This is a genomic window from Corynebacterium sp. HMSC074C01 (assembly GCF_001814605.1).
GTDB lineage: Bacteria > Actinomycetota > Actinomycetes > Mycobacteriales > Mycobacteriaceae > Corynebacterium.
Genome location: NZ_KV817297.1, coordinates 1 through 13,502, shown reverse-complemented (window position 1 = coordinate 13,502; position 13,502 = coordinate 1). Strand labels below are relative to the sequence as shown.

At 60.2% G+C, this 13,502-nt stretch carries 14 protein-coding genes; 9 read left to right on the top strand and 5 right to left on the bottom strand.

The genetic code is table 11. The features are described from left to right. Positions 1-82: 82 nt before the first annotated feature. The 4 genes from rpsF to dnaB all read left to right on the top strand — a co-directional run bounded on the left by rpsF (position 83) and on the right by dnaB (position 3,584). The gene (gene rpsF / locus HMPREF2978_RS09430; RefSeq protein ID WP_010187899.1) at positions 83-373 is read left to right on the top strand and encodes a 30S ribosomal protein S6; all 291 of its coding nucleotides are present in this window, start codon (positions 83-85) and stop codon (positions 371-373) included. Between the two features lie 51 nt (positions 374-424). After that, positions 425-1,015 carry a single-stranded DNA-binding protein gene (locus HMPREF2978_RS09425; protein WP_070525637.1) on the top strand — a complete coding sequence of 197 codons (591 nt, stop codon included), beginning with the start codon at positions 425-427 and terminating at the stop codon, positions 1,013-1,015. 46 nt (positions 1,016-1,061) lie between these two features. Further along, positions 1,062-1,514: a 50S ribosomal protein L9 gene (rplI, locus tag HMPREF2978_RS09420; protein WP_010187895.1), complete on the top strand. Its 453-nt coding sequence runs from the start codon at positions 1,062-1,064 to the stop codon at positions 1,512-1,514. A 645-nt stretch (positions 1,515-2,159) separates the two neighbouring features. Then, positions 2,160-3,584: a replicative DNA helicase gene (dnaB, locus tag HMPREF2978_RS09415; RefSeq protein ID WP_010187892.1), complete on the top strand. Its 1,425-nt coding sequence runs from the start codon at positions 2,160-2,162 to the stop codon at positions 3,582-3,584. 1 nt (position 3,585) lies between these two features. Here dnaB and HMPREF2978_RS09410 read toward each other — a convergent pair whose 3' ends face one another. From HMPREF2978_RS09410 to HMPREF2978_RS09395, 4 genes are read right to left on the bottom strand one after another with little or no spacing between them, the layout of a single operon-like run. Then, positions 3,586-4,050, bottom strand: coding sequence for a VanZ family protein (locus HMPREF2978_RS09410; protein ID WP_070525649.1), 465 nt, complete (start codon positions 4,048-4,050; stop codon positions 3,586-3,588). A 28-nt stretch (positions 4,051-4,078) separates the two neighbouring features. Then, positions 4,079-5,413, bottom strand: a complete 1,335-nt coding sequence (locus HMPREF2978_RS09405) for an MFS transporter (RefSeq protein WP_070745186.1) — start codon at positions 5,411-5,413, stop codon at positions 4,079-4,081. 11 nt (positions 5,414-5,424) lie between these two features. Then, positions 5,425-7,596 carry a heavy metal translocating P-type ATPase gene (locus HMPREF2978_RS09400; protein WP_070745183.1) on the bottom strand — a complete coding sequence of 724 codons (2,172 nt, stop codon included), beginning with the start codon at positions 7,594-7,596 and terminating at the stop codon, positions 5,425-5,427. 5 nt (positions 7,597-7,601) lie between these two features. Continuing rightward, positions 7,602-7,802 carry a heavy-metal-associated domain-containing protein gene (locus HMPREF2978_RS09395; RefSeq protein ID WP_070745180.1) on the bottom strand — a complete coding sequence of 67 codons (201 nt, stop codon included), beginning with the start codon at positions 7,800-7,802 and terminating at the stop codon, positions 7,602-7,604. Positions 7,803-7,949: 147 nt separating this feature from the next. Between HMPREF2978_RS09395 and trxA the strand changes: the two genes are divergently transcribed. Further along, positions 7,950-8,315, top strand: a complete 366-nt coding sequence (gene trxA, locus HMPREF2978_RS09390; protein ID WP_010187883.1) for a thioredoxin — start codon at positions 7,950-7,952, stop codon at positions 8,313-8,315. Between the two features lie 158 nt (positions 8,316-8,473). Continuing rightward, positions 8,474-9,289: a PspA/IM30 family protein gene (locus HMPREF2978_RS09385; protein WP_070525631.1), complete on the top strand. Its 816-nt coding sequence runs from the start codon at positions 8,474-8,476 to the stop codon at positions 9,287-9,289. 107 nt (positions 9,290-9,396) lie between these two features. On the opposite strand, the gene HMPREF2978_RS09380 is transcribed toward HMPREF2978_RS09385, so the two are convergent. Next, the gene (locus tag HMPREF2978_RS09380) at positions 9,397-10,635 is read right to left on the bottom strand and encodes an NYN domain-containing protein (RefSeq protein WP_070525629.1); all 1,239 of its coding nucleotides are present in this window, start codon (positions 10,633-10,635) and stop codon (positions 9,397-9,399) included. Between the two features lie 226 nt (positions 10,636-10,861). On the opposite strand from HMPREF2978_RS09380, the gene HMPREF2978_RS09375 reads away from it, so the two are divergent. Genes HMPREF2978_RS09375 through HMPREF2978_RS09365 form a run of 3 tightly spaced genes read left to right on the top strand, consistent with a single transcriptional unit; the run spans position 10,862 to position 13,019 of the window. Then, entirely contained in the window at positions 10,862-11,236 is a 375-nt protein-coding gene (locus HMPREF2978_RS09375) for a GntR family transcriptional regulator (RefSeq protein WP_070745177.1), read from the top strand. Then, entirely contained in the window at positions 11,233-12,033 is an 801-nt protein-coding gene (locus HMPREF2978_RS09370; protein WP_070745174.1) for an ATP-binding cassette domain-containing protein, read from the top strand. The genes HMPREF2978_RS09375 and HMPREF2978_RS09370 overlap by 4 nt, the downstream gene beginning before the upstream one ends. Next, positions 12,033-13,019: a hypothetical protein gene (locus HMPREF2978_RS09365; RefSeq protein WP_070745171.1), complete on the top strand. Its 987-nt coding sequence runs from the start codon at positions 12,033-12,035 to the stop codon at positions 13,017-13,019. The genes HMPREF2978_RS09370 and HMPREF2978_RS09365 overlap by 1 nt, the downstream gene beginning before the upstream one ends. Positions 13,020-13,502 lie beyond the last annotated feature (483 nt).

Below are 13,502 nucleotides of genomic sequence, written 5' to 3'. Positions count from 1 at the left end.
TGACGCAACAGACCCTCCTGCCATATCCGCAAAGGTGATATGGCCGATACCAATTACTAGACCATAGGAGGTGATGAGGTCCGTGCGTCACTACGAAGTCATGATCATTCTGGATCCTAATCAGGATGAGCGCACCGTAACCCCGTCCCTAGACAAGTTCCTCGAGGCAATCCGCAAGGATGGCGGCAAAGTCGAAAAGGTTGACGTGTGGGGCAAGCGCCGTCTTGCATACCCGATCAACAAGAAGGAAGAGGGCATCTATGCAGTCGTGGAGCTGGAGTGTGAATCCCACTCCGTTCTCGAGCTCGATCGCCGTCTGAACCTGAACGACTCCATTCTGCGTACCAAGGTTCTGCGCACCGACAGCAAATAGCGGATACTGGGTTTCGAGCAATCCACGTAACCGATATTAAGGAGTAAAGACATGGCTCAGGGAGATACCAACATCACGGTTGTCGGCAACATCGTTGCTGACCCGGAACTGCGCTTCACCCCGGCGGGTGCCGCAGTGGCGAATTTCCGTGTTGCCTCCACCCCGCGTCGCTATAATCAGCAGACTTCCCAGTGGGAGGATGGCGAGGCCATGTTCCTCACCTGCAACGTGTGGCGCCAAGCCGCAGAAAACGTTGCGGAGACCCTGACCAAGGGCATGCGCGTTATCGTTACTGGCCGTTTGCGCCAGCGCTCTTACCAGACTCGTGAGGGCGAGAACCGCACTGTTTTTGAGATTGAGGTCGATGAGGTCGGCCCGTCCCTGCGTTATGCATCCGCACAGGTTAACCGCAAGTCCGGCAACGGCGGCGGCAACTATGGCGGCGGCCAGCAGCAGGGTGGTGCTAACTACGGCGGTGGCAACCAAGGCGGTTTCTCCGGAAACCAGGGTGGTTTCTCCGGAAACCAGTCCCAGTCCTCTGCCCCGCAGCAGTCCCAGCAGTCGGCTCCGAGCAACGATCCGTGGAATTCGGCACCCCAAGCAGGAAGCTTTGGTGGTGCGGATGCAGAACCCCCGTTCTAAGACTGTCACGCAAGTATTCATTTAACTCAATTGAAAGGCAGGGATCATGAAGCTGATCCTCACCGCTGCCGTTGAGAACCTCGGCGCCCCCGGCGAAATTGTAGAGGTTAAGGACGGCTACGGACGTAACTACCTGCTTCCGCGCGGCCTGGCTATCGTTGCCACCCGCGGTGCTGAGAAGCAGATCGAGGGCATCAAGCGCGCCCAGGAAGCTCGCGCAATCCGCGACCTGGACCATGCACGCGAGATCCGTACCCAGCTGGAGGAGCTCAAGGACGTTAACGTCCCGGTGAAGACCTCCGAGTCCGGTAAGCTCTTCGGCTCCGTGTCCGCAGAGGACATCGTGAACGCCGTTGCCGCCGCTGGCGGCCCGAAGCTGGACAAGCGCATTGTTGTGCTTCCCAAGGGCCTGGTCAAGAAGACCGGCAACTACCAAGTCGAGCTGAAGCTGCACGCTGACGTTATCGGCAAGGTGAACTTCTCGGTCGTCGCTGCCTAAGAATTAAGGCGCACGACGGTCACCCTCCGTCCGCCCGCGTGTGAGGCGCGGCGCCGGTACGCAGGACGTGACCTTAAGACAACAGCAAGGCTTGAGGCCGTGCTCCTCCCACTATGTGAGGTGGTGAGAGGAAGCACGGCCTCAGGCCGTTTTGTGGGCCAATGGGGGATGGAGCTTTGGGATCAGAGCCATACTGTGGATAACTCACACTATCTGTGGATAACTCGGTGGCGAGTTAACGGTGAATTTACTCACGGCGTATGGTGTTAACCCGCTGGTAGGGGCGATTTCCAGTTGAGGGGCCTACTTTTCCACCGGTTTTGTGCGGATTTTCACACCACGAAAAACCTGTTTTGAGCTGGGAAAACAATATGTGCAGGTCACAGGCTTGGGGAGTTATCCACAGTCCTGACCACTGGCTTTGTATAACGTGTTCGTGCTGACCTGGTAATTCCACAGGTCTCTGTGGATAACTGTGAAAGTTATGCCCAAGGGGTAGTGTCTTGACCCTCGGCTAGACTGTTGTGTACTACGCGCGGTTGCCGCTTGGCACTGCATCGAAGCCTGGCCGTCCGGTGCGGAGAAAAGTGAGAACTTCAGGCACACGGCCAGGGTGGGATTAATGAACGGTGGGATTAATGAGCAATGACTAATGCCAGTTTTGATGATGACCAGGTTCCACCACCACCGGAGCCGGTAGAGGAGGAGCCTCGCCGCTCTTACCGGCAGGAGGAGCCCAAGCGCTACGGCGAATTCCGCCAGCCGCCCGCGGACCGTGAGGCAGAGCAAGGCGTTCTCGGCGCCATGCTCCTGAGCCCGAACACGGTCATGGAGGTCATTGAGGAACTAGAGCCGGAGGATTTCTACTACCCTGCGCACACGCTCATCTACCAGGCCATGATCGACCTTTATGCAGCGGGCACCGATATTGATGCGGTGATCGTGGCGGCCCGTCTCGATCGCTATAACAATCTCGAGCGCGTCGGTGGTGCGCCCTACCTGCACACCCTGCTGGCCACGGTGCCGACTGCCGCCAACGCTCGCTATTACGCGGAGATCGTCGCGGAAAAGGCGGTTCTGCGCAAGCTGGTGGACGCCGGAACAAGAGTCGTCCAGCTCGGCTTCCAAGGCTCCGAAGACATGGAGATCGAGTCCGTGCTGGATCGCGCCCAGCAGGAAGTTTTCGCAGTGGCGCAGAAGAAGACCACCGAGGACTACCGGGCCTTAAGTGACCTCATTGATCCCACCATTGATGAGCTCGCTGCACTGCAACAAAACGGTGTGGAGTCCGGCGTGCCCACAGGGTTCATCGACCTCGATAACCTGACCAATGGCCTGCGCGCCGGCCAGATGATTATCGTCGCCGCCCGCCCCGGCGTGGGTAAGTCCACGCTGGCCATGGACTTCATGCGCTCGGCCTCCCTGCAGCACAACAAGACCTCCGTGGTTTTCTCCTTGGAGATGTCTGCCTCAGAGATCGTCATGCGCCTGTTGTCGGCGGAGGCGGAAGTGAAGCTGTCGGATATGCGCGGTGGCCGCGTGTCCACGGAGGATTGGGCCAAGATCGATGACACCCTCAACCGCATCCAGGATGCGCCCCTGTTCATCGATGATTCCCCGAACCTCACCATGATGGAAATCCGTTCGAAGGCCCGCCGTCTGAAGCAGCAGCACGGGCTCGACCTCATCGTGCTGGACTATATGCAGCTGATGTCTTCGGGCAAGAAGGTGGAGTCCCGCCAGCAAGAGGTCTCAGAATTCTCGCGCCAGCTCAAGTTGCTGGCCAAGGAGCTAGAGGTTCCCCTCATTGCGATTTCGCAGCTGAACCGTGGCCCAGAATCCCGTACCGATAAGAAGCCGCAGCTGGCGGATCTGCGTGAGTCCGGCTCGCTTGAGCAGGACGCCGATATGGTTATGCTGCTCTACCGCCCGGACTCACAAGACCGCGATGATCCCCGTGCTGGTGAAGCAGACATCATTTTGGCTAAGCACCGTGGCGGCCCGATTGACACGGTGAAGGTGGCGCACCAGCTGCACTACTCGAAGTTCGTCAACATGGCGCACGGTTAAATTAAAGGTCCACGACGGCGTTGGGGTCGCCCAACCGTGGTCCGAGGATGACCAAGATCAGGAAGACCGCAGCCGCGGCGAGCGCCAGCCACCGCCACATTGGGAAGAAGCGCTCGCCACAGAGACGGGCAAACCCCGCGCCGATGAGCGCACCCAGGGTATTGAAGATGAGGTCATCAATATCAGTGCGCCCGAGCGCGAAGGCATACTGGGCCGTTTCCAGTGCCAGGCTCAGCGCGAAGCCCCAGGCCGCCGTTGCCTTGACTGACCGGCACATGCTGAATACGAGCATGCCAAAAGGAATGAAGAAGGCGGTATTGCCCGCATACTCAAAAAGCGGGCCAAACCAGGTGCCGCCGGAGAACTCATCAAGTGGCACCAAGCGCAGGTCGCGAACCCGCTGGTTCTCCGGCTTCCAGAGGTAGCCGATTTGGTAGAAGGGCTTGAGCGTGGTGAGCGCGACCATGACCGCGACCCACGCGCCGAGGGCGGCCTTATTGAGCAAGGGTCCGCCCCTTGAATTCTGGCAGGGTCAGTGCCGCCAGCGCTGCGAGGCCGAAGGCGGCGGCGAAGAGGACGAAGAGCCAGCCCGCACCCGCCACCGCGATGAGCGGCGGAACGATAAGCGGTGCCAGGATGGAGGCGAGTCGGCCGAAGCCCGCGGCAGCGCCGGTACCGCGCCCGCGCAGTGCGGTGGGGTAGAGCTCCGGGCCGATGGCGTACAGCGCACCCCACGCGCCCAGGTTGAAGAAGGAGAGCAGGCAACCGGCCAGAATGATCGTTGCCTCAGAGCTGGCGAAGCCGAAGAATCCGGCGGACAGGGCGGAGCCCACGAGGAAGGTCGCCAGGGTAGAGCGGCGTCCCCAGATCTCGATGAGCCAGGCCGCTGCGGCGTAGCCGGGCAGTTGGGCCAGGGTGATAATCAGTGTGAAGCTGAAGGACTTCACCAGGGAGAAACCGTCTGCGACAAGCAGCGACGGAATCCAAATGAAGGCGCCGTAATAAGACAGGTTGACGCAGAACCAGATGGTCCACAGCGCCAGCGTGCGCCCGCGCAGGGATTTCGACCAGATGCTGGTGGCGGTGACATCTTCCTCGGAGTAGGTCGGTGCCGGGGTCGTGCGGTCGATGTCCGCCTCATCCACCTCTGCCTCAAACGAAGCAACGATTTCTTCTGCTTCCTCGTGGCGGCCCTTCGATTCCAGGAAGCGTACTGATTCGGGCAGGTGGAGGCGTACATAGAGGGCGTAGAGCGCGGGTACCATGCCAAGTGCCAGGGCCCAGCGCCAGCCGCTTTCCGACGCCCCCACGATGAACGTTCCAATTACCGCAGCGAGGATCCACCCCACTGCCCAGAAGGCCTCCAGCAAGACCACCATGCGCCCACGGACCTTGAGCGGAGCGAACTCGGAGATCAGCGTGGAGGCCACCGGCAGCTCGGCGCCGAGGCCAAGTCCGATGAAGAAGCGCAGGATGATGAGCACAACCAAGCCGGTTGCCAGTGCGGAGGCGCCCGTTGCGAGGCCATAGACCAGTAGGGTTAGCGCAAAGATGTGGCGGCGGCCGAACTTATCGGCCAAGAGGCCGCCGAAGGTGGCACCCAAGGCCATGCCGATGAAGCCCACGGACGCCAGCCAGGAGGATTGGGTCGGTGTGATGCCCCAGTGCACGGCTAGAGCAGCCATGATGAAGGAGATGAGGCCCACGTCCATGGCATCGAGCGCCCAGCCGATGCCGGAGCCGAAGAGGAGACGTTTGTGTTTTCCAGTGACGGGAAGGCGGTCGAGCCTCTCCGTGCGTGAGATAGAGCGATGATCAAGACGATTCATGCAGGCTAAGCTTACTCCCCGGGGGTAAAGCTTTTCAGCCGCAAAGAATTGGTCACCACAAATACTGAGCTCAGGGCCATTGCCAACCCCGCTAACAGGGGGTTGAGCAGCCCGAACGCTGCCACAGGAAGAAGAATAATATTATAGGCGAAGGCCCAAAATAGGTTGCCCATGATGATGCGCAGGGTAGCGCGCGCCAGGCGTACGGCATCGGCGACGGAGCGCAGGTCGTTGTTCATCACCGTGATATCGGAAGCTTCGATGGCAACGTCGGCTCCCGCGCCCATCGCAATTCCGAGGTCCGCCTGCGCGAGCGCCGCGGCGTCGTTGACGCCATCGCCCACCATGGCCACGGTCCGCCCCTGTTCCTGCAGCCGAGCGATAGTCTCTACCTTGTCTGCGGGCATGACCTCCGCTGTCACGGCTGCCTCATCAATGCCAACGGCCCGCGCCACTGCATGCGCCGCGCCGGCATTGTCCCCGGTGAGTAGATGCGGGGTAAGCCCTAGCTTTTGCATTGCGGCGATGGCGGCGGCGGAGGATTCCTTGATGCGATCCTGTAGCTCGATGGTTCCCACCAGGTCATCTTCCACGTAGACGCCCACCTGCGTCCCGGTGCCGTCATAGCCCGCAGGCGGCCGGCCCACCCGCACCCGGGAGCCCTCTATTCTTGCCTCGATTCCCTGGCCGGGAAGCTCGTGGAAGCCCTCGGCTGCGGGGAGCTCATCGTCGTAGGCTGTGCGGATGGCTCGTGCGATGGGGTGCTCGGAACCCTGTTCCGCGCCGGCCGCGAGACGGAGAACTTCCTGCTGCGTGCGTCCTGCCGTAGGTTGGACTGCTCCCACCGACATCTGGCCTTCGGTGATGGTGCCAGTCTTGTCCAGCACGATGGTGTCGATTCGGCGCGTCGATTCCAAAATCTCCGGACCCTTGATGAGGATTCCCAGTTCGGCGCCGCGCCCGGTGCCCACGAGGATTGCGGTGGGCGTCGCTAAGCCCATAGCGCATGGGCAGGCGATGATGAGGACGGAGACGGCGGCCACGAAGGCCGGGGCAACTCCGCCGACCCACAGGTGAACCACGAGCGCGAGGATAGCGATGCCGATGACGATGGGAACAAAGACAGCGGCGATGCGGTCGGCGAGGCGCTGCACCGGGGCCTTCGAGGTCTGTGCTGCGGTGACGAGTGCGCCCATCTGGGCAAGGACGGTGTCGGAGCCGACGCGGGTGGCGCGCACCTCAAGCCGCCCGGAGGCGTTGATGGTTGCGCCCGTCACCGTGCTGCCGGGTGAAACCTCAACCGGTAACGATTCGCCGGTGAGCAGGGATTCGTCCACGGCTGAATGGCCGGTGAGGACCACGCCATCGGTGGCGATCTTCTCACCGGGGCGAACCACAAAAATGTCGCCCTCGTGAAGGTCGCCGATGGGTATGCGGGTTTCGGTATTGCCGCGCAGCACCGTGGCCTCTTTAGCGCCCATGGTGAGCAGCGTAGTGAGCGCCTCGGAGGAGCGGCCCTTTGCTTTGAGCTCAAACCAGCGCCCAAGCAGCAGGAACGTAATGACCATCCCCACTGATTCGAGGTAAATGTGGTCCATCTGCGCGTCATTGGAGCGCAGCGTCATGTGCATGGTCATGCCGGGCATGCCGGCGTTGCCGAAGAAGAGCGCGTAGAGCGACCAGCCAAAGGCGGCGGTGGTGCCCAACGTGATGAGCGTGTCCATCGTGGTGGCGCCGTGCTTCAGGTTGGCCCACGTGGCGCGGTGGAAGGGCGCGCCTCCGATAACGTAGACGAGCGTTGTGAGTACCAGGCACGCCCATTGCCAGTTCTGGAATTGGAGGGCCGGGACCATGGAGAGGAGCATCACGGGCAGCGAGAGCGCCGCAGAGACGAGCGTGCGCTGCAAGATGTCGGAAGCCTCACCCTCGCGGGCGGTGTCCGCCGTGCTTGCCGACGCCTCCCCCTCATCGTCCACCGTGAAGGCTCCATAGCCGGCGCCTTCGACGACGTCGATGAGATCGGCGGGGGTCGTCGTCGCTGGGTCATAGCTTACGGAGGCAGATTCCGTGGCGAAGTTGACCGTGGCTTCAACGTTATCGAGCTTGTTGAGCTTGCGTTCCACCCGGGATGAGCAGGAGGTGCAGGTCATCCCGGTGATACCGAGAGTGAGGCTGGTGGTCATGATGCTTAGGCCAACTCGTAGCCGACTTCGGTGATGGCGGCGGCGACCTGGTCATCGCTAAAGCCCTCACCAGTCACGGTGACGGCGCCGGTGGTGTGGTCAGCGGTGACGTCGGTGACGCCCTTGATCTCCGAGATTTCTTCCTTCACGGAGAGCTCGCAGTGGCCGCAGGTCATGCCGTTAACGGTGTAGGTGGTGGTGCTCATGGTCTGAATCAGTCTCCTTAGCTAGTGGGTAATTCCACTGTTGAGCGTATACCCCCCTGGGGTATATATGCAAGGAATAATCGAGCCTTGTGTACCGTTGGTGGAGGAAAGAAGCTACAAATTTCCCCGAAACAGATAGGAAGAAACATGGCAACGATTGACATCACTGAGGACACGTTCCAGGAGACCATCTCCGGCGACGGCATCACGCTCGTCGATGCTTGGGCGGAATGGTGTGGTCCGTGCAAGCGCTTCGGCCCAGTATTTGAGAAGGCATCTGAAGAGCACCCCGATGCTACGTTTGCCAAGTTGGACACCGAAGCCAACCAGGAGCTATCCGCGAAGCTGCAGATTCAGTCCATCCCTACCTTGATGGTTTTCCGCGATGGCATCCTGGTCTTCCGTGAGGCTGGCGCCCTGCCGCCGGCAGCTTTGGAGGATCTCATTGGCCAGGTTAAGGCCCTCGACATGGACGAGGTCCGCGCCCAGGTGGAGAGCCAGAAGGCGGAATAGTCCCGAAGAATTCTCCTTGGTGCGGAGGGCTCAGGTAGGTCCGCCGCGCGCGCTTTCCTGTGAGTATCGCTACACTCGCAGGAAAGCGTCTTTTTATATAGGGCACTAATAAGAGCTGCATTAAATACTCTTGCAGGAACCACTAAGGAGTGAGTGCGATGGCAAATCCATTTAGCAAAGGCTGGAAGTATGTGATGGCTTCTTTCGATCAGAAGATCGACGAGAACGCTGACCCCAAGGTTCAGATCCAGCAGGCCGTGGAAGGTGCGAAGGAGCAACATCGCCAGATTTCCGAACATGCGGCGGAGATTATTGGACGCAAAACCCAGCTGGAAATGCAGCTCAACCGTCTGGTGAAGACCCAGAAGGACTATCAAGACCAGACCCGCCGGGCGTTGGAGCTGGCAGATGCTTCTGAGGATCCGCAGAAGGCCGCCGAGTACAACCAAGCGGCGGAGGTCGTGGCGAGCCAGCTGGTAGCCGTAGAGAATGAGTTGGCCAATCTGAAGTCCCAGCACGAGGCGGCTACCCAAGCTGCCGAGCAGGCGAAGGCCCAGCAGCAGCAGTCGGAGGCCCGCCTTAAGGAGCAGCTCGCACAGGTGGACCAGTTGCTGTCCCAGGCAGATCAGGCAGCGATGCAGGAGAAGAACGCTCAGGCCTTGGACTCTATGAACGAGCTCAAGCCCGATGATTCCACGCCGACGCTGGATTCGGTACGCGCCAAGATTGAGAAGCGCTACGCCGATGCTCTCGGCGCTCAGGAGCTGCACCAGGCAGCTGGCGGCAGCCGGATTCAGGAGATTTCGGCCGCGGGCCACGATATGGCCGCCGCGTCCCGCTTGGACGAGATTCGCGCCGAGATGGCCAAGAATAAGGAGATCGAAGGTTCTCCCTTCGCTGGCGACCAAGCGCTTGAGGCCGGCACCGAAGCTGGTGCTGGTTCCGAATCGGACACCGCCGAGGGTAAGCAGTAGCCACCGCGGAGCACATCACCGTATAGAAAAGGGACCTTTGAGAGTGGGCCGCATAGCGCGGTCTGGGTGTTTCAGCACCTTATGCTCTCAAAGGTCCCTGTGGTGTTTTAGCTATCTTGGCGGCGGATATTGATGAGCACGCCGCGGATGCCCGAATGAAAGCCATCGCGCAGGTTGACGCGCTGGGTTTCGGTGAGCGTGTACTCGTGCAGCGTTTCACAGGCGAACTGCAGCAGTGGGCGATCGATCTCCGGTGGCAGGCCACCGCCCGAGAGCAGGTGGGCCTGGTCGCGCTGATCGGCGCTCGCGGCGTTGTCGAACCACCACGAGGCATATTGCTGCCCCACGTCAAAGGGGGACTGGAAGCCGGCGGAGCTCCACACTTCTTCGGGGAGCGGAACGTACTTCGAGCGCAGCTTGCGGCGCGGCGCCATCATCGACGGCTTTGGCGCTGCAGGCTTGGGAGCAGGCTTCGGGGCTTCGGTGCCCGTTTCCTCTTCTGAGTCCGTGGGCTTCTGATCCGCGGCGCTGGGCTTTGTGGTTTGTTCGCCGCAGGGGGCGGGCTCTTCTTCGTCGGTGGGGGCGCTCGGTGCAGCCGACTCCGGGTGCGAGGCGGTGGCAGCCACGTCTTGCGCTGCGGCGGAAGGTGTTGCAGGCCCAGGCTTTGGCGCGGAGGGGAAGGCGGCTTGCGCCTCGGTAGGTTCGTCGCATTCCGGCGCGAGTTCGCTAGCGGCATCGCTCACTTCCTCGCTGCCGTCCTCGGAATTGTGGGGTTCGCGAATGGTCGGCGGCAGCGGGCCTTCGAGAACCTCGAGCTCCATTGCATCGGCGAAGTCCTCGCGCGGATCAAGGATTGTGGTGGAATCACACGCATGGCGCAGAGCGGAAGACATTGAATCCCAGCCGAAGCCGTAGAGGTGCACGCGCACGCCGTTATTGACGGCCTCCTGAACGCCGGGGATCATGTCGGCATCGCCGGAGACCAAAACAAAGTCCGTGACTTGGCCCTTCATGGCGGAGACGATCATGTCAGCGACAAGGCGAGTATCCACCGCTTTTTGGGTGCGGCGCTCGCCCCATTCGATGAGTTGGCCGGTGCGCAGTTGCACGCCATCGCAGACGCGCAACGCTCGCTGGTAGCGGTGGGGCCCGGTGTCGGGGATTCCGTCGTACCAGTATTGGCGGTGAATGCGGTTTCCAACCTGGTTCTCAATCATGGAACCAAGGGAGCTGACTACTTCGGGTAAATCAATCTCTAGCTGGGCTCGGGCACCCGTTTCCCACGAGTTATAGAAACTGGCGAGTAGATATGACGTGTCGACGAAGACAAGTGTTCGTTCAAGCATGGCTCCTAAATTCCGTTCTATTTCTTCTAACTAATTTTCTTAGGTCACTTCTGTGAGGTCTTCCAGCCTAGGGCCGGTGTATTCCAGTGTGCCCCATTAGTCACAAAACGTCGATAACCTTGAGGGAATTCCCAGGTAATGAAGGTGTTAGTCGGAGGGCTTGCGGCGGTCATGGGGCTGGTTATATGGTTAGCTACATGAGTAACCAACCAGCTAAGGGGACTGCATGGATAACTCCGCGCAGCCGCTCTTCCGTCAGATAGCGGTGCTCATCGAGGACGCCATCATTGAGGGCACCCTTGCTGAGGGTGCCCAGGCGCCGTCCACGAATGAGCTCGCAGCCTTCCACAGCATCAACCCCGCCACCGCCCGCAAGGGCCTGACCCTCCTCGTGGATCTCGGAATCCTCGAAAAACGCCGAGGTATCGGCATGTTCGTCACCTCTGGTGCCGCAGGCCTTATCCGGGCGCGGCGTCGCCAAGACTTTGCGGCTGAATACGCCGCACCGCTTATTGACGAAGCCGTGCACCTGGGCTATACCCGCAAGCAACTCCATGACCTCATCGACCTTGTCGCAGAAAGTCGAGGACTCTACTCATGATTTCTACCCCGCACTTCACCTTCGACGACGGCCTCACGCATGGCCTCGTTGGCCCCAACGGCATTGGCAAGACCACTTTGCTGCGTAAGATTGCTGGCCAGCTGAATGGCTCTGGCGTCAAGGTCGACGGTGACAAGCCCTATGACAATGAAAAAGTCCTCAACAAGGTTGTCCTCATGGGCATAGATAACCCACTGCCTGAAGGTTGGAACGTGAAGAAGGTCTTCACCGTGGCAAGTCTGCGTTGGCCCACGTGGAGCGCAGCGCGCGCTGAGGAGCTGGTCGAGCGCTTCGAGCTTCCGATGAAGAACTACTCGGGTCTTTCCCGTGGTCAGAAATCGGCGGCGAGCTTCATCGTTGCGGTGGCCTCGGGGGTGCCGTACATGCTTCTCGACGAGCCCTATCTCGGCCTCGACGCCGCCAAGCGGGAGGTTTTCTATGACGTCCTGCGCGAGGAGCATGGTCGCACCATTATCGTCTCCACCCATCACCTCAACGAGCTGTCCGGTTTGCTCGATACCGTAGCTCTGATGGGGGAGAACCCGCTCTCCGGTCCTATCGATGAGTTTATCGAGGGCGTCGTCCAGCTCACCGGCTCTGCCGAAACCCTCGATCGCGCGCTGGGGCGCCTACAGCTCCCGGTGCTCGAGCGCGAAAGCTCCGCCGTGGCGGACCGCGCACTTGTCGACGCCCGCCCCAACCACACCGCCAACGTCTTCGACATGGCCCAGGAGATGGGGCTGCGCGCCACCGAGGTATCCCTCGAACAGGCAGTTCTGGCATTGGGGGAGGCGTGATGAAGCTTTATAGGCATATGGCGCTGAGCTGGAACAGCTTCTTCTACGCCTTGTGGATTGTCATCCTTCCGGTGCTGGGAATGGACCGTGGGCAAGGGTGGGCCATCGGGTATTCACTCCTTATGGCGCTCCAGCTCTACCTGGTCCAGCCTGACTTCTCGCGCTACCTCACCTTTGGTCTCAGTACGCGCGTCTGGAACGGGCACCGGCGAATCAATGCCTCCCTGGCGCTTTTGCTCCTTCTCGTCAGCGCACCCTGGGCTTTCCCGTGGTGGGTCCTAATAGCTCCAACGGCAGCGTGGATATTCTGCATGGCCAAGCGCGTCGAGCCATCGCGCATGACCGCGAGCTCCCTCATCGTAGGCAGCGATGGTGATTCTTCGACGGGCTGGTTCTCAGCGTCCCCGGTCTCCCAGATTGTGTTGCGACCTCAAGCTCGCGCGTGGATGTGGGCTGCATTCGGTTTAGCCATCGCAACTGCGATAAGCATCGTGGTGAGCAAGCTGTGGGATACCGGCGTGGGCATCGTGGGTGTCATTGTTACGTTGATTGTCCTGCCGCTAGTTACTGATTCAATCCGCAGCTCACTCAAAGATGCAGTGGCCTTTGGACTGCCGCGCGGTGCCTGGGCCAAGGCGACGTTGTTGTGCACCGCGATTCCGGTGGGCTTGGGAGCTGTCACTGATGTGGTGACCTTGATGTGGACCGGAAGCCTCGCCGGATTCACCATCGTTCCCCTCGCAGTGGTTGCTGTTCTAGTGAGCTTCGCGATCACCGACAAAGAGACATGGCCCTATACGGCGGCCACGGCCGGAGCCATTGCTGCCGTGTTGCTTGCGTGGCTGCTTAAATCTGACATTCCTGTGTGGTGGCCGCTGGCCGGAATGGGCGTTCTCTACTTGGTATGGGCGGCAGTGCTCCCGCGGATGGCGCAGAAAGCAAACGTATTTACGCCGGGACTCATGGGCTGGTTCGGGGTGCGCTAGGTGCTGTCCGCAGAGCCGCTTTGAAGGCGCGTTTAAGTGCCTCTTTAGGCGCCCGAAAACCTACTATGACGTGCGTATTTGTGTTTCTTTGGGGCCGTGTGTAACTTTATATGAGTCAGCGCGACCGACAGCGCCCCACAGGAACTGAGGTTCTTGAAGCGAGGCGGTAGGAAAACAGGCCCTGACAACAAATATTTTCTTTACTCGCAGTACTGCGTTTCGCTTAAAGCGGGCCGTATGGCTGTGTGGTGACGATGTCTGAGAACTCAATAGTGCGCCAATGTACTTTTTTGTTGGTTGATTTTTTGTTCTGGCCGTGTTGTGTCGTATGTATGGCACGGTTGGTGTATGCCGGATGGCGCTTTCCTTTAAGCGGCGTCATTGTAAATAACATAAGTTGTTTGGGCATAATTGTTTAAAATCTTCTAACTAGGCCAGCCTCTTTTTTGCCCCGTCGGGTTGGGGGTTGGTTTTTGGATTTTT

Bases quoted from the DNA above. Each gene is read 5' to 3' on its own strand.
- HMPREF2978_RS09425 (WP_070525637.1), top strand. From the start codon at position 425: ATGGCTCAGGGAGATACCAACATCACGGTTGTCGGCAACATCGTTGCT.
- rplI (WP_010187895.1), top strand. From the start codon at position 1,062: ATGAAGCTGATCCTCACCGCTGCCGTTGAGAACCTCGGCGCCCCCGGC.
- dnaB (WP_010187892.1), top strand. From the start codon at position 2,160: ATGACTAATGCCAGTTTTGATGATGACCAGGTTCCACCACCACCGGAG.
- HMPREF2978_RS09410 (WP_070525649.1), bottom strand. From the start codon at position 4,050: ATGGTCGCGCTCACCACGCTCAAGCCCTTCTACCAAATCGGCTACCTC.
- HMPREF2978_RS09405 (WP_070745186.1), bottom strand. From the start codon at position 5,413: ATGAATCGTCTTGATCATCGCTCTATCTCACGCACGGAGAGGCTCGAC.
- HMPREF2978_RS09400 (WP_070745183.1), bottom strand. From the start codon at position 7,596: ATGACCACCAGCCTCACTCTCGGTATCACCGGGATGACCTGCACCTCC.
- HMPREF2978_RS09395 (WP_070745180.1), bottom strand. From the start codon at position 7,802: ATGAGCACCACCACCTACACCGTTAACGGCATGACCTGCGGCCACTGC.
- trxA (WP_010187883.1), top strand. From the start codon at position 7,950: ATGGCAACGATTGACATCACTGAGGACACGTTCCAGGAGACCATCTCC.
- HMPREF2978_RS09385 (WP_070525631.1), top strand. From the start codon at position 8,474: ATGGCAAATCCATTTAGCAAAGGCTGGAAGTATGTGATGGCTTCTTTC.
- HMPREF2978_RS09380 (WP_070525629.1), bottom strand. From the start codon at position 10,635: ATGCTTGAACGAACACTTGTCTTCGTCGACACGTCATATCTACTCGCC.
- HMPREF2978_RS09375 (WP_070745177.1), top strand. From the start codon at position 10,862: ATGGATAACTCCGCGCAGCCGCTCTTCCGTCAGATAGCGGTGCTCATC.
- HMPREF2978_RS09370 (WP_070745174.1), top strand. From the start codon at position 11,233: ATGATTTCTACCCCGCACTTCACCTTCGACGACGGCCTCACGCATGGC.
- HMPREF2978_RS09365 (WP_070745171.1), top strand. From the start codon at position 12,033: ATGAAGCTTTATAGGCATATGGCGCTGAGCTGGAACAGCTTCTTCTAC.